This window comes from Candidatus Similichlamydia epinepheli, assembly GCF_003056015.1.
On sequence record NZ_PPEU01000009.1, the window covers coordinates 1 to 19,737 of the forward strand.

Here is a 19,737-nt window from a genome sequence, read left to right on the forward strand (position 1 = left end):
CTTTCATGATGAATTGTTCAGTTGTTCTTTTCTCAACTGATAGAAAAAGAGCATACTATCATATGCTCTACACACGATGAGAGGCTGTTTTTAGAAGCTTCACAAATGCTTGAAATTCAAGCTTCTATAAACGATTTCGCGTCTATCTCTTCTTATTTTCTTTAGAAACACCTTGTCATTCTCTTTGTGACAGGACGAAATGAGGGAACAGACTGTGCACGTGATGAAGAAGGAGAAATAAACTCTTCTGAGGACAAGAATTCAAACAAATCAATATAACGACTTATTATCTCTAAGTTCCAAGCTTGAATTGCATCTGAATCAGATATGGAATTGAGAGGCTGAAAAACAGCATCCTTCAAGCAACTGGACGAGGAAAATAAGGACATACACTCTTTTGAAAAGTCAGGATTAAATCTCCTTGTCAGTTCACAAACTCTTAGGAAAAGAGAAGGAGTTTTGTGAAGAACTTGTTTATATGCCAGCAAACAATTATTAAAAATTTGTTGCAATAGCTCAATCCGAGACCAATCAAATTCAAAAAAGAAAAGAGAAGAAGGCAATTGAAACTTAGATAGACAACGTGTCATCAAAAAAATTGCAAACAACCTGTTGAAATGGAAAAGAACAACTGAACAATTCATCATGAAAGGATCATTTGCAAAAAATGTGACGAATCCTTCCAAATCATGACATACGAAATAGGTGTAAAGAGAAAGAATCCTTTTTAAGAGAAAAGAATTAAATTTCTTTTTGGTAAGATCGCAATCAAGTTCCTGAACAATTTTGCGAGATACATCTAGTTCTCCCAAAGCAATCAACCCGTAAATAGCATGAAAAATTCCCTCTGGGGAAATAAAGTCTTTTTTTAAATAAGACTCTAATAAAACAGAGAGCGAAACTGGATCCTCTAGAATGCAAGCAAGTTCCACCGTCCTTCGGAAATGAAGTTCTTCCTGACTGATTGATTCCCATGGAGCTGGGTCGAAAAATGGTGGCCTTAAAGAACCTGCTCTCAATGCAGACAAAGCTTCTTGAAAATCCTTCCTATTCAATTGCTCAGGAAAATTTCTTGCTATCATAAGTAGAAATCTAGCTCTTACACGCTCATCTTCTTCTGACAGTATTTGTGTCGTTCGTGCCATGCAAAAACATTTAAATACAAATTGATCTTCCTCAGATTTCAGAAGATGATAGGAGAATTCCAAACAGTTTACTTCTTCGAAAAAATCACCCGAGAATCGGTAAAAAAGAGCTTTGCCAATCCAATGTTTCAACAGAAAATCATGTCCACGAAGAGCGTTGAATGTTTCCCAAATTTGTTGTGACAAATGTGTTTCTTGTTCTTTTATCGAAGCGTTTCTAGTATGCTCGTAACGACCAAGGAGGATCACTCCAGAGCGAAAGTAAGCTTCTCTGGCCTCATCATATCCAGCAAGTGCCCACCAAATTCTACGATATTCCTCTAAGGCTTCCTCTTGCGCTCCACTCCTAAGAAGTGAGTCTGGCACCTTCAAACAGCATTGCTTTAGCATTAAATCGTTTGAATAGATCTTACATCGTTTTATCGAGATAAGAGCCGTATTATAGACAAATCCAAACCTAGCCCCCATTGAAGGGAAAATTTTCGGATATGTCTTTCTCTCGCCTGATCCAATAGAAAAATGAATATCACGATCCTCGAGCTCAATGGTCAGATTAACGATGTATTCAGAAAATGAACCACCAAGATCTGGAATTTCAAATAAAATTGTCTTTCGATAGTAAAGGAAGCTAGGGATATCGTCCTGAAAAGAAACCCAAAGGAAACAACCAGTGAAAAACAAGTCGTTTTCTTTTTTCATAGGTTCTAATAAATCAAACGACACTCCAAAGCCGATTGCGCTTTTCTCCCTCTTTAATTCTATTTCTAATCTAGAGCTCGTTTTTAAAAGAGGCTTAGCTAAGAACCCATGTGCAACTTCACCATTAAGCCTCGTATCAAAACCAGAAAGAGAAAGTTTTTCATGATAGACTTTCCAATCTATAAAATTTCCTATGTCTAATTCCTGAAGAGAAGGAGAAGAGGCTGTTCCAGCAAAAAAAACATTTAAATTGTCTATAAGATCCTGTACAGAACCATAGCGCGAAGACGGCTCACGAGCCAAACTTTTTTCCAAGATCCTCATCAAAATGTCAGGCATTTCAAATTCAGAAATACTCTTTCTAGGATCTTCCCACGCTTCTGTTTTCCATCTCTTCTTAAAATCCCTTACCCCTTTTCGAGAAAAAGGTAGATGGCCTGCTAAAATGAAATAGAAGAGAACGCCTAAACTATATAAATCACTCTGTTCTGTCTCCTGTTGAAAGAATCTTTCTGGTGCGATGTAATTCAAGGTGCCGGGGCATCTGCCCAGAGAAGGCATTCGTCTATCCAGACAATCATTAAGACAAATTTTCTGTTCATCATGCTTTCTTTGAAATGGTCGCGCCAAACCCCAATCGATGATGATAACTTGACCAGAAGAGGAAAGCATAATGTTTTCTGCCTTTATATCCCTATGTAGAATCCCAGCTTGATGGACATAAGAAATTCCATGACACACCTTCAGAAAGAATTTAAGAAGCTTTCTCACACTTTCCAAAGTTCTACACGATTGATGATGCACCCGAATTACTTCTTTAAAGTTCGATCCTGTCACCAAAGGCATTGTGTAATAAGGAATTCCGTTTTCCTCACCCACTTCAAAAATAGGAATAATCGAAGGGTGAGAAAGCCCAGCTAGAATAGTTCTTTCACCCAAAAATCGATTCTTCATATGCGTTTGACCTGCAAGATCAGAACGAACGCGCTTTAACGCAATTTTTCTTCCTAGTGAGTTATCAAAGGCCTCATAGACCTCTCCCATGCCTCCTTTGGCTAAGAGTCTAATCAACTGATATCGATTGAAATATGTCTGTTGATCATTACAGCTTTCACCCATTCGATCGCGCTCCGTCCAGACAAGAGGTTAAGTCCTTACAAATCAGGACTATAGAGTTTACAATAGAAAAGGAAACACTTGCATCAAGATGCGAAATCAAACCTATGTTATTCTCCGAATCATTTGATACGAGTTCGGTAGGCGGGTCAAAATGCAGTGCACACAATCTAGGTCAAATGAAAGACCTAACCCAAAACATTATGACCATACAAAGTTTGAAAAAGAGTGCATTGACCTTTGGATTGAAATAACGAATGAACCAAAAAGTCATCGCTCCAATCTTGAGCCTTTTTGCCTACTTCTGCCGCCTCCCAACGTGACAGGATCCCTGCACATGGGGCACGCATTAACAACGACAATTCAGGACTTAATAGTTCGTTTTAAAAAGATGCTTGGTCACGAAGTTTTGTGGATACCTGGCACAGATCACGCAGGAATTGCGACTCAAACTGTTGTTGACAGAAAAATTTTAGAAGAAGAAAAACGATCACTCCGAAGCTTAGGACGTGAAGAAGCTATATCAAGAATTCAATTTTGGTCAGTACAAAGCCAAAACAGAATCATCCAACAACTTCAGAGACTAGGATGCTTCTTGAATTGGGACTCTTTTCTATTCTCCATGGATTCTTCCGCTAATCATGCAGTTCGAGCAGCCTTCAAAAAGGCTGTAGATCATGATCTGATTTATCAAGGAAATTACTTAGTTAATTGGGATTTTGGAACAGGAACTGCCCTTTCAGATGACGAAGTCGTGTATGAGGAACGTGAATCTTTACTAGTTTCGATATGGTACCAAGTCGATGAAACAAGAATTGCAGTTGCAACAACTAGACCTGAGACCATTTGGGGAGATGTTGCAATTGCGGTTCATCCAGAAGATCAAAGACATCGCCATCTGATTGGTAAAAAAGCGAAAATTCCGATTGTTGGAAGAGAAATCCCAATTATTTCAGATCAACGTGTCTCAATTGAATTCGGCACTGGGGCAGTTAAGATCACTCCCGCCCATGACCCTTTAGATTACAAGATAGGCCTCGATCATGGGCTATCAATGATCTCAATTCTCGACTCGTCGGGTAGACTTTGTAATGCTGCTGATATGACTGGTCTATCGATAATGGAAGCAAGGGGGCAAATGATAGAACGCCTACAAGAGGGAGGATTCTTGCTAGATAGAAAAAGGCATACCCATCGGATCGGAGTCTCCTACCGGTCAGGAGTGCCTATAGAACCCATTCTATCTAAGCAATGGTTTTTTCGGTTGAGTCGTTTTGGTAAAGAATTAGAAGAAGCTCTTCAACAAGGCGAGATTCGACTGCTTCCTCAAGGGCAATGGGAATTGACCTATCTCCATTGGGTCCGAAACTTGAAGGATTGGTGTATTAGTCGGCAACTTTGGTGGGGTCATCGCATTCCAATTTGGTGGAAAAAAGGAACAAGCGAGTGGATTTGTGGAGAAAATATTCCTGAAGAAGTTCTCATCTCTCCAGATGAATGGGAGCAAGACAAGGACGTTCTAGACACTTGGTTTTCATCTTCGATTTGGCCAATTACAACCTTAGGATGGCCGACTGAAGAAAGTAAAATAGCTAAATTTTATCCGAATTCCCTATCTGAAACTGGATTTGATATCCTCTTCTTTTGGGTAACTCGTATGTTGGTTCTCTGCAAATTTCTTACAGGGATTTTCCCATTTAGAGATATCTATTTACACGGACTTATATATGCCAAAAGCTACTGGATAGGAGAGGGAGAGTCGCTACGTTATCTAACAGGAAATGAGCGGAAGGCTTATGAGAGAGGAGAGGTGCCTATCCCAAAAAATGTGCAAACAAAATGGGAGAAAATGAGCAAATCAAAAGGGAACATTATGGATCCTATTGAGCTTGCTGAAGAGTATGGGACGGATGCAATGCGCATTGCGCTCATTTCACTCATCAATGAATCCAAACAACTCGATCTTGATTATCGTAAATTTGAGGAATACAGACATTTCACTAATAAGTTATGGCACGCATCCCGTTTCTTATTGAAAATACTTGCAGACTTAGATGAAGGATCTATTTCGGACCCATTCGACTTAAATGAATTAGACCTAGAAGATCGTTGGATACTTTCCAAGTGGTCAAATTGCGTAAATAAAATTACAACCTCATTGAATGGATATGAATTCTCACCTGCATTACAAACTCTCCTGTCCTTTTTCTGGGATGATTTTTGCGATTACTATCTAGAGCTAGTCAAGCATTGTATCTACAAGGAAAACGTGAATCAAAACAAAAAAATATTGAAGCGAAACCTCTTCGTGAATCTTTTTATTGGTTCATTGCGTCTTCATCACCCTTTTACTCCCTTCATTACAGAGAAATTATTAAGTGAGATAACGGATGCGGCGAACCCATTTAGGGGTAATTTTCTTGATAAAGAAAAATTATCTCATCTCTTTATAGAGAATGACCAATCTTTCAGCAAAGATAGCTGTATTCTTTGTCCATATCCTTCCTTTGAACCTTCTTTTATCAATGAAGATGTTGTTTCTTCTTTTTAGACTATTAGGGAGGCCATTCGCTTAATTCGCCGTCTCCGAGCTGAATCTCGATTTCACCCTTCAGATCAAATTTCTATCTTTTTGGAGTCGTGGACAGAAGAAAAAAAAGCTACGACACGCATTATGGGTGCTATGGTACGAATAGGATCATTCACTTATGGTCCACCTTCTGTTGAGCAAAAAACAACTACATCTCTTTTAAATCGATCTATTTTACATGTTGCATTGGCTGAGGTGAATAAAGAGGAAAGAAAACGGCTTGAGAAGGAGTTGGAAATTGTAAAACAGAACATCCAACGACTGCATAATCTAACTAACGACACTTCGTTCTTGACCAAGGCTCCACCTTCGGTTAAGAAAAAACAAAAAGAATCTTTAGAAAAATTGCAAGATCAATTGAAAAAAATAGAGAAAAAAATCAACTAGATACGTATTCCGTTTTCGGCCAAAATAAGAGCCTCCATGGAAAAAGGAGAAACGCAATTAAGAATTTTTTGCCTTTCCTCAATCAATCTAATTTTCTTTTCTTCAATTGACCCATTCACATTTAGCAAAAACTGAACATCTCTAACAAAAGAAGATAGGTAAGTTTTTAGTCTTATATCTTCAAACCTTTTCTCCTGAATCTTTTGAAGACTTGTAAGTATCCATTTATGTTCAATTTTATGACTATACACAGTCGCCATCACAGACCTGGCCAATGAATTTATTAGTTGAGGCCAATCTAGTGGTAGATCCCATTCCGGAAAATGAAACCTCAGCCAATAAGAATAAAGAGAGAAAAGTGGCCATTCCGTCCAACAAGATTGTCCTAAACACCATAGCGAACAAGACAAAAAGCCTTCACCACAAGGAAAATAATCAGAAAAGGCACATATAGCTGGAAATTGCAATTGTTTAGCTAGTCGAATTAAAGGATCCCAATGGAGACCAGAAAATGTCGGCCATGCTCCCTGTCCGCATGAGGAAGAGCCAGCTTGAAAGATAGGCATAATTGGTAAATTCCCTCCTAACAGGTCTTGTTGTAGAAGGATCCAAATAGGGTGTTCTTTTGTAGAGCCGATTGGAAGATAAGCATCAAAAGCCAATAAAACACGATCTGGAAATACAGAAAGAAGATGAATCAAAGAAGATTCTGACCAAATTAAATCAGGAGATGCTTGAGCAAGAATTGTAACATTGTCTTTCACAATCGATCGAATCCGAGCTACACCTTCGAGAAGCGCCTCATGTGGTAATAGAGAAAGATGATCTGAAAAGATTCTCTCGATTTGTGCATGGAAAAAAAAATCCAAAGGAAGAGTTATGAGAGAATTGTGTAGGATAGATTGCGAATCACTTAAGCAAGTTACATCTAATCCAAACTTAACCTTATAAGTTCGAGATCTTGTCGCAAGCTCCAAAATAAAGGAGATTAAACCTGGATCTGGCCAAAGGAATTGATCTGAACAGAGACGCAATAAAAGGGCATTGTATCCAAGTGAAAGAGCTTTTAGAGAATAGAAGGTTGCCAACCTTTCTCTTTCCATATCATTACACTCTCTGTAATGAAGAAATTCTCTTTCTGGCAATTCTAAAAGACGAATTGAAAAAGCAGGCCGTAATGTTCTGACTAGAATCTTAGAGCAAGTGCCTAAGTATGAAAGGGACTCGGCCAAACTAAATGCCTCTTCTGAATTCTGAATATGAAGAACCACTTCATCAGATGACCAAGAACAATAATCAGATCGAAGAGCCAATTTAGTCAGCTTTTCAATGCGCAAGGGGGGCAAGCCCGATAATACTTGGCGAATTTTCCAACGTTTATAGGCTAGGGCAACAAGTTCATCTTTCATACAATAAACCATCACAAAGAGACGCTTGGAGAAGATTCCAATGGAATGTGTATTTCTCGATCTTCTGTGAGTGTATAAATATCTGTCTGCTCACCTGTTGTTAAAAAGAGATCACCATCACTAGAAAGATAGATGCTTGTCTTAGTATCAATTCCCCAATTATCTTGAACATGTAATGCCGGTCCCATACAGAAACCACTCCTGTTTACGATTGTTCTGGTTTCATGACAGTAAAGATCGTCCAAAGCAGGTCCTAATCCAACACACGATTGTATACCGAGGGAATGGCCTAAAGAAGAGCGGAAAAACATACCAAAATCTGCCAAAGAAATAAAATCCCTAGCAACTCGATCAACCTCCCACCCCAAACAAGAATTACGATCTTTACGACGCTCCCTAATAAATTCCAAAGCGATATTCTGCGTTTTCTTTCCAAGAAAAAAAAGATTGCACAACTTAGAGGGAGGAATTTCACCAAGAAAGAATGATCTGGACAAGGTAGCATAGGGAGAGTCTTCTTCTTGCTTACGACAAGATAAGTCAACAAGAATATAATCCCCCCAACGAATTGGTATAGAATCAATCGAATGGGCACGAGGCTCTGCTGAATGCGCGTTCGCTAACACTCTAGGTGGACTGTCAGTGATACATCCACACTTATTCAACGCATAAATTAAATAACGTTGAAGAGATGCTTCTGTAAGAGAATCATCAGATATTCCTTCTCTAATTTTTTGAGGTATGGAGGCGCAGACACGTTGCAACACAGAAGCAGCAAACAAATGCCTATTCAAATGATTTTGAGTCCACGTCTGCAAAAGCTCAGAAACAATATCCTCACTTGAGATAACTTCTATTCCGAAGCTACGAATCAAAGTGTAAAGACCTGCGTCTAAAAAGGAAATTTGAGGTACAAACGACTTAAAAGAAAATTCCGAGGCGACACGAATCACTGACCCAAGCAAAGCCTCAAACAACACATTGCGCTCACGCCAAGAAGAGTAAGTATTTACATCAACAGACCACCCTATGCAACCTCTATCCCGTTCATCAACCAAAAAAATGGCTGGTCCACTTTTCGGAATCCAAAAATATATAGGGAATTCCACAGGCGGGGGCGACCCTGGTAAAAAGAAATTAGCAAAAACATCATTTCTATTGCGATAGGAACAAAGTAGCCATCCATCAATAGAAGCTTCTTCTAAAAGCATTTGAGCCTGCAAAATCCTGCTTTCAACTGGCGAAATAGTAGACAACAGATTTCCTACCTGGTCACCTGGCTTGATAAAAAAATAGTTGGCTTACTTCCGATCCAATTGAAAGAGTGCCAATTATAAATAGAAACATGACTCCTTGCCAACCTAATAAACTCAATTGAAACAGCCCTCTGCGAACCCCTTGTAAAGCTAAATAAACAGGTAGAAGGCCGTATAGACTAGCATCGCCTAACCCACCAGAAAGATTCAGAGCATAAAGAAAGACTTTAGGTATGAAAATAGCAGACAAAGAAGACAACAATAGAAGGCAGAAAGATAGTGTAGACCTACCCTGAGGGATAGATTTCTGCAACCAATCTCTTAAAAAATCAATAAAAGAAAGGGAGATCCCAAGAAAAGACGTAAACATAACGAGAAGGCTAAAAGAAGTAGACAAAAGTGCAAAAGGCTTCATTTGCAATCTATTAAACAAAGAAATTGTCATTGGAGTCCCTGTTTGATAACACTCCACCAAACTATTCTCCCCTTCAAGTGGTAAGACCCCAAAGGAAAATATGACCCAAGCAACATAAATCAACCAAGTTGTAAAGACTCCAAATACAATAGCAGGCTTTAAGAAATCATCCCTAGTGGAGCTCAGGCGAATAGATGGGATGATCATTTGGTGACTAAAAGATGTCAAACAAATAGGCAATGAAGCGAGAGACGATCCACCTTTCACCCAAAAAATTGAACGACAATCAAACAAATTGACCATATACAGTAGGAGGGAAAAGAAACAAATAAATAAAGCACGAACCAAAAAGGCATTCACTGACAATAAAGTAGTTCTTGGAGCGCCAAGAAGAAGCATCCCAAGCAAAACAATAAGAACAGTCCCGCCTATTTGACCTCCTGGAATTTGAAGGTTCGCAAGCTCACTTGCCATCCCTGAGCTATATGCAACTAAAGACGAAAAACAAATGAAGCTATGAATGAATAGAGCTGCCAAATAGAGAAGGGTAGGTAATTTTTTTCTAAAGAGAGAGAAAAAATGCACCTCTTCACGAAGAAAAAATAACTCAAGAAAGATCAAAGAAGAAGATATAGAAAAAATAGCTGCCGCAGTGAGTGTAATAATTCCTACTAAACATCCCTGTTCCGACATAACAGCAGGGAGAATTGTAATTCCACCCCCAATACACGTCCCAACAATAAGGAAAACATGATTCCAAAATTCACTGCTCAAAAAGCAAGACAGACACTTGTGCAAAAAAGAAGAACAACTTTTTCTGAGAAACATATGAGAAGAGCCAATTAGGAGTTATTTCGTATGTATAACGCGAGAGTTGTCTATTTCCTCTCCGCCAATAAAGTGCGCGTGAAGATGAAAAATAGTCTGACCGCCTCTCTCTCCAACATTGACTAAAACCTTATAGTACCCTTCTAGAGAAAACATCTTTGCTAAACGTTTAGCAATCAGAAAGATTTCTTGAAAAATAACCGATTCATTGTCTGGAACATGATCTAGGCTCAGGTACAATTTTTTAGGTATGATCAAAAAATGATGAGACGAAACAGGAAATCGGTCACGAATTACTAACACAAGATCGCTCTCTAAAACCTTTTCGGAAGGCAATTCACCGTCGATAATTTGTTGAAAAATAGTCTTCATGTGGAATACCTCTATTCATTGCCAAGGGTGTAACCCTTCTCTAATTTTAAGACAAATTCCAAAGCCTCAAGCGAGGCTTTTTTAGTCTTCCAAACTGAGAGAAAACGATTTTTATGACAGAAAATTCCACCTTTTATTTTCGATTCTTTCTCAAACTCTTCTCCAAAAAGACCGGCCCAGCACTCAGGAAGGTATCTCCTTGATCGCATTGGATTTTCCAGAGATTCGGGAATAGAGCGCAAATGCCATTCGTTATGAGAAGGCATCACTAGGAAAAGAGCAGGATGATCTGCTCCACCAGCCAGAAAAAAACTCTCAACCCAAGGCATACTCTCATCAAAAATCAACGCTAAATTGCTTTCTTGCAAAGTTTTTTTTACTGTCTCAAAACTAGAAAGTACGTGCTCCTGACGTTTAAGAAACCTGCGAAGATAACCCAAACAAAAATCTAACGCAGCATGAAAAGCATTTTCTTGCTCTTCTCGTGTGAAGGGTCTAAGAGCATTAAAATTAGATATCACCATTGAAAAAGTGCAAACACCCTTTTGCTTGCTATATCTACCACAATCATCTTCATCAATTCCGAATACTAATGTGTTCCGCAACGCTGTAGCTTGTAATTTAGAAAAACTGCCACTCTCCTCAAGAAAGTTCAAAATCATACCACAACTACTAAGCTCGCCCTCATACTCAATCTGATGATGGTCAAATCTCTTACAATTTTGATCGAAAACTCCACCTACATCGCAGACATACTCATATTTATCCAATACAATAGGATCTCTTGTTCGAAAAATTAGTTCACGGTCAATACAATTGCAAATCAAAAGAAGGGCACACGCTGTCACTTCATCGGCATGAAATGTTCCATCATGTGTCCCCAGACTACGAGGGATTCTTTTGCTTTCAACCATTCTTAAGACTCCAATCTACTTTCCATGACAACAATACCCTCATTAAATATTAGGTTTTTATATGTGACCTCACTGCCAAAATCCACCCCAAACAGTACAAAGCAAATATCGCCATCATCCAATTCAAATACTCGTTACGCGATAATAAAAATGTGGTAAGCAGAGGAATTATCAACCCACGCAGTCCATTCATTAGGAAATTCAATTGAGTATAATGACGGCTCACAACACTTTGAGAAAATATAGTGGGAGAAAGTTCCCAAATTAATCTACTTCCAGCAACTACCACTCCGTCCAAAAAAAAAGTTAACACGAGAAAAGAAAAAGATCTTCCATCAGAAACTATGAGAAAATGAAAACAAGCTAATTCAGATAAAGCCAACAAAATTAGCCAACGAAGGGCAAAAAAAGGATTTCGACTGAAAAACTTAGCTCCAGCCAATGAGACCAAGTACCCACCTAATGCTCTTCCCCATAAAGAAATTGCCCAAAATTTCGTATATGGAAGAGCTTCCTTGAATGGAGCTAAAAAGAGAGGAATGATCATTTTAAGTACCAGCATTCCACTGCCAGCAAAGAAAAAAATCAAATGGAACCTAATAAGCAAAGCATTTCTCCAGAAAATGGAAAAAACGTCAGACATGCTTAAAAAGGTGCCCTGATCTCTATTAAAATGTTTTTGTAGAGACTCCTCTCTTTGTACAATTAAACACTGAATTAAAAGACCAAATAATGACCAAGACGCTAACTGTAATATGAGAGAAGAAAATGACAAATAATGTCTATCTAAAAGACATCCAAAAAAAGGAGCTAAAAAAATGCTCAAAAGGTATTCATAAGATTGAATCTTTGTCCAAAATTCAAATCTTTTTTCCTGGTAAAGAACATGAAGTGTTTCTACCCAATAAGGGAAAAGCGTTTTCATGAAAGAGAAGTAGATCAAAAGAATAGATAAAATGAGCAGAGGAGTTGCTTGTAAAAAAATCAGAGCAAAAAACGGAAGATGAGCGGCTATTCCCAGAAATCCCATAATATATATGGGGCTGGTTTTGGTCTGAGCAATTGAACAACCGAAAATACCAAGGAATCCAAGAAAGGGTGATACTGTCTTCAGGACAGTGAGCCAGGCCATGTCTCCAGAAGATGCATAAAGGTCTCGAACAAGGATTAGTGGAATCAAATTTAAAAAAACCTTTAAAGGTTCTTTAAAAAATGAAACTGCTGAAGGACGAATCAGAAACTTTAACATGATACCCTGCTCCTCATCGAATAAGGCTTCCAGAGGGGAAACATAATCAACCGACATTGCATCCAGAACGCCGATGCAGTACAATTTCTACTGCCTTCTATGGGGCAATAGCTCAGCTGGTCAGAGCAGCGGACTTATAAACCGCCGGTCCCAGGTTCAAGTCCTGGTTGCCCCAATTTTGTTTTCTATTTACAAAAGAGCATAAGGATCATTCCCTTCATTATTCGAGGTAAATTACCTTACTTTTGATCCGATGGATGCCTCTTGCAATTGGAGAATCTCCACACCCATTTCACCAAGATCAACAGCTAAAATCATACCTTGACTCTCTACTCCCATAAGTCGAATTGGTTTAAGATTCGTAAGGACAACAACTTTTTTACCTACTAAATTTTCAGGTTCATGGCTTTTAGCTATACCAGAAAGAATCTGAATAATTTCACTCCCCACGTCAACACGTAACATTAATAACTTGTCAGAACGCGGAACGTGAGTCGCTTCCAGAACTTTCCCTACACGCAGGTCCATCCTGTCAAACTCTTCCATGCTTACCATTTCTTTTTTACGAACAAGGTTCGTGGTAGAAACCAATTGACTCATCTCTTCCTCGATCTGATCATCGGAAACTTTTTTGAAAAGGATTTGCGAAGGTGGACACTTGGCCCCAACAATCACAGACTCTTCGGCACGTTCTTTCCATGTTTTTTCGCATAAACTTCCTCGCGCACCAATCATCGACCACATCTTTTCTGATGCCTCTGGAAGAATAGGATATGATGCAATCGCAAGCAAACGAATGAACTCTAAACAACAAAAGAAAACTGTGTGCATACGACTAATCTGTTGGTCGTCCTCTACTAATTTCCAAGGTTGAGTCGTATCAAAATATGCGTTCGCTACATGTGCACACTCCATTAGAACTTGTGTAGCCCTCCTAAGTCGACAGCTCTCGTAGCATTCACGCATCTCTTCTAATAAAACTTTTGCTTTGCCTAAAGCTAGATCATCCTCTTCCGTGACTCCATTTGCCTCAGGAATAATTCCCCCACAATAACGATGCAACATAGTCAAAGTTCGATTTACAAAATTACCTAATTTTCCAACTAAATCGGTATTGCACTTGTTTTGAAAATCATGCCAACGAAAATCAGAATCAGAAAGCTCAGGCGACGTCGCAATCAACATATAACGAAATTGCTCAGGATCATACCGATCTAAAACAGATTCCAAATCAACATGTAAACCATCTGTTTTACTAATTTTTTGACCTTCTAAAGTATAGAATTGGTTTACTTGAAGATCATCTACAAGCTTAAAATCCCCGCCTTCTCCTAATAGCATTCCTGGAAACATGAGACCATGAAATATGGCATTGTCCTTGCCCACAAATTGAGCAAAATGAACAGTTTGATCTTCCCAAAATTCTTTCCAAAGATCTGGATCACCTTTTTCAGCTGCCCATTCCATTGATGCAGAAATGTAACCAAGAGGTGCGTCAAACCATACATAGAAAACTTTTTTCGAAAAATCGTGTTCGGGAAATTGCGGACATAAAGGAACCGGTACTCCCCAATCTGTGTCCCTAGTAATAGCCCGAGGGCGCAAATCCTCTAAAATCGATAAAAGAGCGTTCAAGGTAGATGTCTTCCAATGATCTTTTCCAGACAACCATTTTTTCAAAGAATCTTGTAATAAATCCAATCGAAGAAAAAAATGAGTTGAAGCTCTTTTCTCTAATTTTTTACCAGTAATCTTGGAAACAGGATTAAGAAGAGAAGTTGCCTCATATGATGCCCCGCATTTTGTGCATTCATCACCACGCGCTTCCTGAAAGCCACAGAAAGGGCAACGTCCTATAACGTAACGATCAGCTAAGAATCGCCCCTCTTCAGGGGAATAGAGATGCTCATCTGTTTGTGGCTCAATGAATCCATTCTCAGAAAGCCTCAAAAAAAATGATGATACTAAATCGGCATGGTACGGATTAGTCGTCCTGGAGAAATGATCGGTCGAAATAAGAAGACGATCAAGTAGTCGTTTATTTAGCGCGTGATAGATTTGGGACTGTTCCCTAGCACTCTTGCCCGCTAACTCCGCAGAAATAGAAACAGCCAAACCGTATTCATCTGATCCAGAAATAAAAAGGACAGTGTCACCAGAAAACCTACAAAACCGCGAGAAGACATCAGCTGGGAGATAAACTCCAGCCATATGTCCAAAATGTAACGTGCCATTTGCATAAGGCAAAGCAGCAGTTACCAAAATTTTTCTCCCGACCATACTATCTCTCCGTTCCAAAAGTTGACTTATTAAGAGTGACGAGGAAGGGACTCTTCTGCCCAGCCACGACGGCGAGATGAGGAAGAGGCAATTCTTTTTTCCGTTGTTGTCATCTTGTGTACCTTGAGTCTAGGGCCGTGATCCACACTAGCAATCTCTTCGTCCGGCTTTTCTGCAATCTCTTTCAAAACTTCAAATGGCAAGTTTCCTACAACCGTTTTACCACGACCAGAAGCAACGGCTTTTCTAGTCTCTTTAATGGCATAAAGTACGAGGTCAAAACGACTCCGAAACCTACGATTCAATTGTTCGTTAGTTAAAGACAACTCATAGTCATCTTCCGTATATTTCATTAAACCACTCACAAAGCCCTCCTCATGAACTTGTACTAGTTTTTTCCGTTTGAATAATCTTCAGTAAGGCACTCCTTGTAGATGAAAGATCACTGCATGAAATTATATAGTCATATTTATCCAGACATGACATCATTTTTGCGTTCTGATTTAGACGAACTTTAATTTCTGTTTTGCTCTCCTCACCCCTATCCAGTAACCTTTTTTTCAAACTACAATCGGACGCTGGCTCAAGAAAAATCAATATACATGGATACAAATCAGCAAGAGAAAGGGCACCTTGTGTGCCTAATCCTACAATTGGAAAAAATTTCTCTCTTAATAAGGAGTCGATTTGAGATCTCAACACTCCATAAAGATTGTCATAAATCTCTTCCCATTCAACAAATAGATCAGCTTGAATCCATTCAAGAAAAGTTTTTTTATCAATAAAAAAATAATCAACCCCATCTATCTCATTAGACCTAGAACGTCTGGTAGTACATGTGATAGCCCTCTTCAAAGTTGCGTCTGAAGACAAAATTGACTGAATGAGAGTTGTTTTCCCAACCCCTGATGGCCCACTTATTATAAACAACTTCAAAGGGGCGACCTGAATAGACAACTTCCCACGAGATGACTGAATCATATATCTAAAATTAAGAAACCAAAGCAAAAAGAAAGGAAAAGCATCACATATCCATACCTGAAAAAAAAAGAAAAGCCTCCCGAACCGGTTTAAAACAAAGCCGATGTTCCGGACTCACTCCAATTGTTTTTAACGCCAATAGATGCTCGGCTGTTCCATATCCTTTGTTTTTATCAAACAAATATCCAGGATATCTCTTCTCAAGGTCGGACATTATAGCATCTCTCTTCACTTTAGCAAAAATTGAAGCAGCTCCGATAATCCAAGAAAGTGAATCACCTTTTACGTATGCCTCTAACGCAACATATCCAGCAGTCCGTTCAAGTGAAGGCAAAAGCTTACCATCAACAAAAATGCAAGCACGATTAAGGTCAAGTCCACCCAAGGCTCTTTCCATAGCAAGAAGTGACGCTCTTTCAATGTTAATCGAGTCAATTTCTTTAACAGTAGCAATCCCGTAAGAGCACTTCAAAGAGGGAAGTGCAAATAACTCATCAACAAGGAGTTCGCGCTTTTTAGCAGACAATTGCTTGCTGTCTCGCACACCCAATCCACGAGCCTCACCGATTCGTATGCGACAAGCCGCAGCAAGTACAGGCCCAGCAAGACATCCTCTCCCTACTTCATCAACACCAATTATCCAATCTGCCCTTTCACGCAAAGAAGAAATATCGAATTCAATTCCTGAATGAACCGGAAAGTCCACTCTTATTCGTCCGCAACGGACTTGGACCTCCTAGAAACTTGTCTAAGACGAGACTTCTTCCCAACACATCCACGCAAGAAGTTAAGCTTCGCTCGACGGCTAACACCATGACTTAGTACCTCAACTTTAATGAGAAGAGGACTGTGCTCAAAAAACTTATACTCGATAGCTTCCCCCATAGTGACTCGTCTTACGACAAAAGCAGAAGAAAGACCACCACCACTCTTCCCAATCAATGTTCCTAAAAACATCTGCGTCCTAGATTTATCCCCTTCCTTGATCCTTACGTACACAGTAACGGAATCTCCAATACGAAGAGGAACCAAAGGGTCCTTTCTCTTGAATTGATTTTCAAAATTCAACACTTTCGGATACTTGTTTACCATAAATCACCGCCATAACATCTAGAGACAACAAACCATTCCAAGCCGGAAGGATCCTTTACCCTTAAACACATCATCATTCCCTGATCCGTATCAAGTCGAGAGACTACAAACGGCCAAGAGATATTTTCGAGACCATCTTCACAAGTTGATCTCTCTTCTTCTGTCACACAAACAACAATTTGAGAAGACATCTCTTCAAAAGAAGTTGGAGCAGGTGTGATAAAGTTTACCCAAAGTCCTCCAAGTGACGCAAGTAACCCGTTCTCAACTGAACGTACAGAAGTCCCAAAGTAACGATACCAATCAATCAAAAACGAGAATGGAACATCTGTATATCGAATCAACGCAAAAGTTATATCAGATAATTGGTCAAAGATATCAGCGAGAAAAAGATCTGGCCTTACACGCGCCGTCTCACCTATGGCAGCGGATTCTCGATAATCAGCAATTTTCTTATGGTCACCTGAAAGAAGCAAAGGGGGAACAGAATAACCAAGATACGACCTAGGCCTCGTATAATGAGGGAAATCTAGAATGCTCTTCTCAAAGGAATCTTCCAAAACTGAAGATTCAGATCCAACTACACCATCAATGAACCGACTCAAAGCATCTACAATCACAAGCGCTGCTATACAACCATTCGTAAGTACAAAGTCACCGACAGAAATGGTCTCATCTATGCATAAATCCAATGCACGAGCATCTATTCCTTCATAATGACCACAAAGAAAAAGGACATGACTCTCCATAGCAAGTTCTTTTGCAATACGAGAAGTAAAAGGACGACCTGCAGGTGAAAGCAAGATAGTTCTAGTCTCTGGATGAGAATGCGCACAAACAGCATCCACAACAGCCTGAGGTTCTAAAACCATTCCAGAACCGCCTCCGTAAGTCCTATCGTCAATTCGCCCGCCCTTTTTAGAAGAAAAATCACGCAGGTTAATTAGGTCAACAGACAAAAGCCCACGATCAATCGCTCGACCAAGTATAGAAGAAGATAATGGGCTACTAAAATAATCTGGGAAAAGTGAAAGTATAGAAATATTCACTTTACTCTATCGAGAAGCTTCTTTCTTTCTAGTGGCAGCCCTTCTCCTTTCATCTTTCCTCTTCTTTGCTCGAGCAAGACGTCTAGCTCGTAGAAATGCAATTGCTGATGGAGATGCCTTTCCCAAAAAATGAAGAAAACTTTCCGTAGGTTGAGCGCCCCTTTCTAACCAGTACAACGCCTTTTCCTCAGAAAGGATAAACTCAGCTTTACCTTCCGTTGCAAAAGGATTGTACCAACCAAGGCATTCGACATAACGACCGCTACGAGGACAATGAGCGTCTGCCACTACAAAACGATACATTCTTCGATTGCATTGACCCTGCTGTCTCAACCTAATTCTTAACGCCATTTCAATTCCCCCATTATTTTTTTTAATTTGTTTAAATCAAAAGATGAACCCATTTCGCGAAATGTAGATCGCAACGCATCAAAATTGTGAATAATACGCATCACTTCCTCCACGGATCTACCACTTCCATTCGCAATTCTTAACAAACTCTTTTCAGAAAATGGAACTAGACACTCACGTTCTTTTTTAGTCATAGAACAAATAATCGACTCAGAGATAGTAAAATCATTTTCATTCAACCTCAAGTCAGAAAATCCAGGAACCATGGCTAAAAGTGAAGAAAGAGGCCCACAGTTCTTCAGCATTCTCACCTGATCTAGGTAGTCCTGAAAAGTAAATTCCATTCGAAAAGTCTTATTCGTCAATATCTCCATCTGTTTTGGATCTAAAGAACTTTCAAGCTGCCGTTTAAGGTTAAACGAATCTCCAAGTCCTAAAATGCGATCAGTCATAGAAAGAGGGTTAAATGGTCTAATTTGATCTAGATGTTCACCAAAACCTTCAAATTCTATAACCAGACCCAAACGATGTACAATCGAGAGTAAACAGCCTCCAGTAACATCTCCATCCAACATTGTCACAATTATTCCAGTCAATCCGACCATTTTTTTAAAGCAAATACAAGCTTCTAAAACTGATTGACCTTTCCCGCCATGAACAACGAAAAAAATTTTTTCTGAAGATAAATGAATAGCAATCTCTTGAAGCCTACTTAATCCATTTAAATCTGTTTCTAAACAACCAGCTGTATCTACAAGAAGCAATTGAATCCCTTGTTCTTTAGACTCTTGAAGAACACGATCAATAAAAACATCAATTCTTTCTCCAGGCTTAGCAAGAAAAACAGGAAGTTGCAACGGAGCAGAAAACGCACATAACTGTTCACCGGCAGCTGGTCTACTCACGTCCGTTGAAACTAAACCTATAGCAAGAGAAGAATCTTGTTCTTTCAAAAAAGCTGCGATCTTAGCAACTTGAGTAGTTTTGCCTTGCCCAGGAAGACCACAAAACATCCAACTACTTACTGTTCCGGCTTTAACCTGAAATAATTTTTTGCTTTTTATCTTCTCATTAGAATTGTACTCAGAAAGACTTTGCTCATCTCGTCCAAGTAAATAACTAATTTCTTTATAAACCAACTGGAACAGATAAGAAGGGGTAAATTTGCCCAAAGCAAGTGATTCAAAAGATTGATCTTCAACCCTCTTCAATAAATGATTAATCACAGACACGTGGACATCCGCCTCTATGAGCAAAGAACGCATTTGATCTAACAAGAATTTAGCATCGATTGTGCTAAGGAATTCCTTATCGCTAATCCCATGAAATAATTTCGTTAACCTGTTTCTCAAGAAAGAAAACATGCTTTCCCCTAATCGCACTCAAGAACAAGAAAACGATCCTTCCCGAAAGAATCTTGTCTACATTGTACACAGAACCAGCCAAATTTCCTGGCTATGTTTTCAATTTTTTCCCCTTGTGATGACCCAATCTCAAGCACAAGGACACCTTTCTCACTAATGTGATTTTTTCCTTCTTTCAAAATCAAAGCGAATTGCTCCAACCCTGTTACACCAGCAACAATCGCATTTTAGGACTTGGAG

Annotated in this window: 17 protein-coding genes and 1 tRNA gene; 3 read left to right on the forward strand and 15 right to left on the reverse strand. The window is 39.3% G+C overall.

Features of this window, described 5'->3' with window-relative positions; translation table 11 throughout:
* Window positions 1-161 precede the first annotated feature (161 nt).
* Window positions 162-2,963 carry a protein kinase domain-containing protein gene (locus tag GCCT14_RS01015; protein WP_108623838.1) on the reverse strand — a complete coding sequence of 934 codons (2,802 nt, stop codon included), beginning with the start codon at window positions 2,961-2,963 and terminating at the stop codon, window positions 162-164.
* 151 nt (window positions 2,964-3,114) lie between these two features.
* Between GCCT14_RS01015 and GCCT14_RS01020 the strand changes: the two genes are divergently transcribed.
* Window positions 3,115-5,511 (forward strand): valine--tRNA ligase, encoded by a 2,397-nt coding sequence (locus GCCT14_RS01020; protein WP_108623839.1) that lies wholly within the window; start codon window positions 3,115-3,117, stop codon window positions 5,509-5,511.
* 123 nt (window positions 5,512-5,634) lie between these two features.
* Window positions 5,635-5,937: a hypothetical protein gene (locus GCCT14_RS01025; protein WP_157952438.1), complete on the forward strand. Its 303-nt coding sequence runs from the start codon at window positions 5,635-5,637 to the stop codon at window positions 5,935-5,937.
* Here the strand turns inward: GCCT14_RS01025 and GCCT14_RS01030 are convergent.
* The 6 genes from GCCT14_RS01030 to GCCT14_RS01055 form a co-directional block, all read right to left on the reverse strand.
* Window positions 5,934-7,346: a hypothetical protein gene (locus tag GCCT14_RS01030; protein WP_157952439.1), complete on the reverse strand. Its 1,413-nt coding sequence runs from the start codon at window positions 7,344-7,346 to the stop codon at window positions 5,934-5,936. The genes GCCT14_RS01025 and GCCT14_RS01030 overlap by 4 nt on opposite strands.
* An 11-nt stretch (window positions 7,347-7,357) precedes the next feature.
* Window positions 7,358-8,602 carry a M24 family metallopeptidase gene (locus GCCT14_RS01035; RefSeq protein ID WP_108623842.1) on the reverse strand — a complete coding sequence of 415 codons (1,245 nt, stop codon included), beginning with the start codon at window positions 8,600-8,602 and terminating at the stop codon, window positions 7,358-7,360.
* A 16-nt stretch (window positions 8,603-8,618) separates the two neighbouring features.
* Window positions 8,619-9,791, reverse strand: coding sequence for an aromatic amino acid transport family protein (locus tag GCCT14_RS01040; protein WP_204592925.1), 1,173 nt, complete (start codon window positions 9,789-9,791; stop codon window positions 8,619-8,621).
* Between the two features lie 75 nt (window positions 9,792-9,866).
* Window positions 9,867-10,217: an HIT domain-containing protein gene (locus GCCT14_RS01045; protein WP_108623844.1), complete on the reverse strand. Its 351-nt coding sequence runs from the start codon at window positions 10,215-10,217 to the stop codon at window positions 9,867-9,869.
* 11 nt (window positions 10,218-10,228) lie between these two features.
* Window positions 10,229-11,131 (reverse strand): MYG1 family protein, encoded by a 903-nt coding sequence (locus GCCT14_RS01050; RefSeq protein ID WP_108623845.1) that lies wholly within the window; start codon window positions 11,129-11,131, stop codon window positions 10,229-10,231.
* A gap of 49 nt (window positions 11,132-11,180) precedes the next feature.
* The gene (locus GCCT14_RS01055; RefSeq protein WP_157952440.1) at window positions 11,181-12,380 is read right to left on the reverse strand and encodes a hypothetical protein; all 1,200 of its coding nucleotides are present in this window, start codon (window positions 12,378-12,380) and stop codon (window positions 11,181-11,183) included.
* Window positions 12,381-12,481: 101 nt separating this feature from the next.
* On the opposite strand from GCCT14_RS01055, the gene GCCT14_RS01060 reads away from it, so the two are divergent.
* A tRNA-Ile gene (locus GCCT14_RS01060) sits at window positions 12,482-12,555 on the forward strand.
* A gap of 59 nt (window positions 12,556-12,614) precedes the next feature.
* Here the strand turns inward: GCCT14_RS01060 and metG are convergent.
* The 8 genes from metG to GCCT14_RS01100 all read right to left on the reverse strand — a co-directional run bounded on the left by metG (window position 12,615) and on the right by GCCT14_RS01100 (window position 19,497).
* On the reverse strand, window positions 12,615-14,660 hold the full coding sequence (metG, locus tag GCCT14_RS01065) for a methionine--tRNA ligase (RefSeq protein ID WP_108623847.1): 2,046 nt from the start codon (window positions 14,658-14,660) through the stop codon (window positions 12,615-12,617).
* 29 nt (window positions 14,661-14,689) lie between these two features.
* Window positions 14,690-15,025, reverse strand: a complete 336-nt coding sequence (locus GCCT14_RS01070; protein WP_157952441.1) for a hypothetical protein — start codon at window positions 15,023-15,025, stop codon at window positions 14,690-14,692.
* Between the two features lie 10 nt (window positions 15,026-15,035).
* A complete protein-coding gene (gmk, locus tag GCCT14_RS01075; protein ID WP_204592926.1) occupies window positions 15,036-15,617 on the reverse strand; it encodes a guanylate kinase in 582 nt (193 codons plus the stop codon).
* 67 nt (window positions 15,618-15,684) lie between these two features.
* Window positions 15,685-16,347, reverse strand: a complete 663-nt coding sequence (locus GCCT14_RS01080) for a ribonuclease HII (RefSeq protein WP_204592927.1) — start codon at window positions 16,345-16,347, stop codon at window positions 15,685-15,687.
* A 2-nt stretch (window positions 16,348-16,349) separates the two neighbouring features.
* Window positions 16,350-16,733: a 50S ribosomal protein L19 gene (gene rplS / locus GCCT14_RS01085; protein WP_108623850.1), complete on the reverse strand. Its 384-nt coding sequence runs from the start codon at window positions 16,731-16,733 to the stop codon at window positions 16,350-16,352.
* Window positions 16,727-17,782, reverse strand: coding sequence for a tRNA (guanosine(37)-N1)-methyltransferase TrmD (gene trmD / locus GCCT14_RS01090; protein WP_108623851.1), 1,056 nt, complete (start codon window positions 17,780-17,782; stop codon window positions 16,727-16,729). Before trmD ends, rplS begins: the two co-directional genes overlap by 7 nt.
* A gap of 6 nt (window positions 17,783-17,788) precedes the next feature.
* Window positions 17,789-18,133: a 30S ribosomal protein S16 gene (gene rpsP / locus GCCT14_RS01095; RefSeq protein ID WP_108623852.1), complete on the reverse strand. Its 345-nt coding sequence runs from the start codon at window positions 18,131-18,133 to the stop codon at window positions 17,789-17,791.
* On the reverse strand, window positions 18,124-19,497 hold the full coding sequence (locus GCCT14_RS01100) for a signal recognition particle receptor subunit alpha (RefSeq protein WP_108623853.1): 1,374 nt from the start codon (window positions 19,495-19,497) through the stop codon (window positions 18,124-18,126). The genes rpsP and GCCT14_RS01100 overlap by 10 nt, the downstream gene beginning before the upstream one ends.
* Window positions 19,498-19,737: the final 240 nt, after the last annotated feature.

Coding starts and splice junctions, on each gene's coding strand:
- GCCT14_RS01055 (WP_157952440.1), bottom strand. CDS start 12,380: ATGTTAAAGTTTCTGATTCGTCCTTCAGCAGTTTCATTTTTTAAAGAA.
- GCCT14_RS01020 (WP_108623839.1), top strand. CDS start 3,115: ATGCAGTGCACACAATCTAGGTCAAATGAAAGACCTAACCCAAAACAT.
- GCCT14_RS01045 (WP_108623844.1), bottom strand. CDS start 10,217: ATGAAGACTATTTTTCAACAAATTATCGACGGTGAATTGCCTTCCGAA.
- rplS (WP_108623850.1), bottom strand. CDS start 16,733: ATGGTAAACAAGTATCCGAAAGTGTTGAATTTTGAAAATCAATTCAAG.
- GCCT14_RS01030 (WP_157952439.1), bottom strand. CDS start 7,346: ATGAAAGATGAACTTGTTGCCCTAGCCTATAAACGTTGGAAAATTCGC.
- rpsP (WP_108623852.1), bottom strand. CDS start 18,133: ATGGCGTTAAGAATTAGGTTGAGACAGCAGGGTCAATGCAATCGAAGA.
- GCCT14_RS01025 (WP_157952438.1), top strand. CDS start 5,635: ATGGGTGCTATGGTACGAATAGGATCATTCACTTATGGTCCACCTTCT.
- GCCT14_RS01100 (WP_108623853.1), bottom strand. CDS start 19,497: ATGTTTTCTTTCTTGAGAAACAGGTTAACGAAATTATTTCATGGGATT.
- GCCT14_RS01050 (WP_108623845.1), bottom strand. CDS start 11,131: ATGGTTGAAAGCAAAAGAATCCCTCGTAGTCTGGGGACACATGATGGA.
- metG (WP_108623847.1), bottom strand. CDS start 14,660: ATGGTCGGGAGAAAAATTTTGGTAACTGCTGCTTTGCCTTATGCAAAT.
- GCCT14_RS01015 (WP_108623838.1), bottom strand. CDS start 2,963: ATGGGTGAAAGCTGTAATGATCAACAGACATATTTCAATCGATATCAG.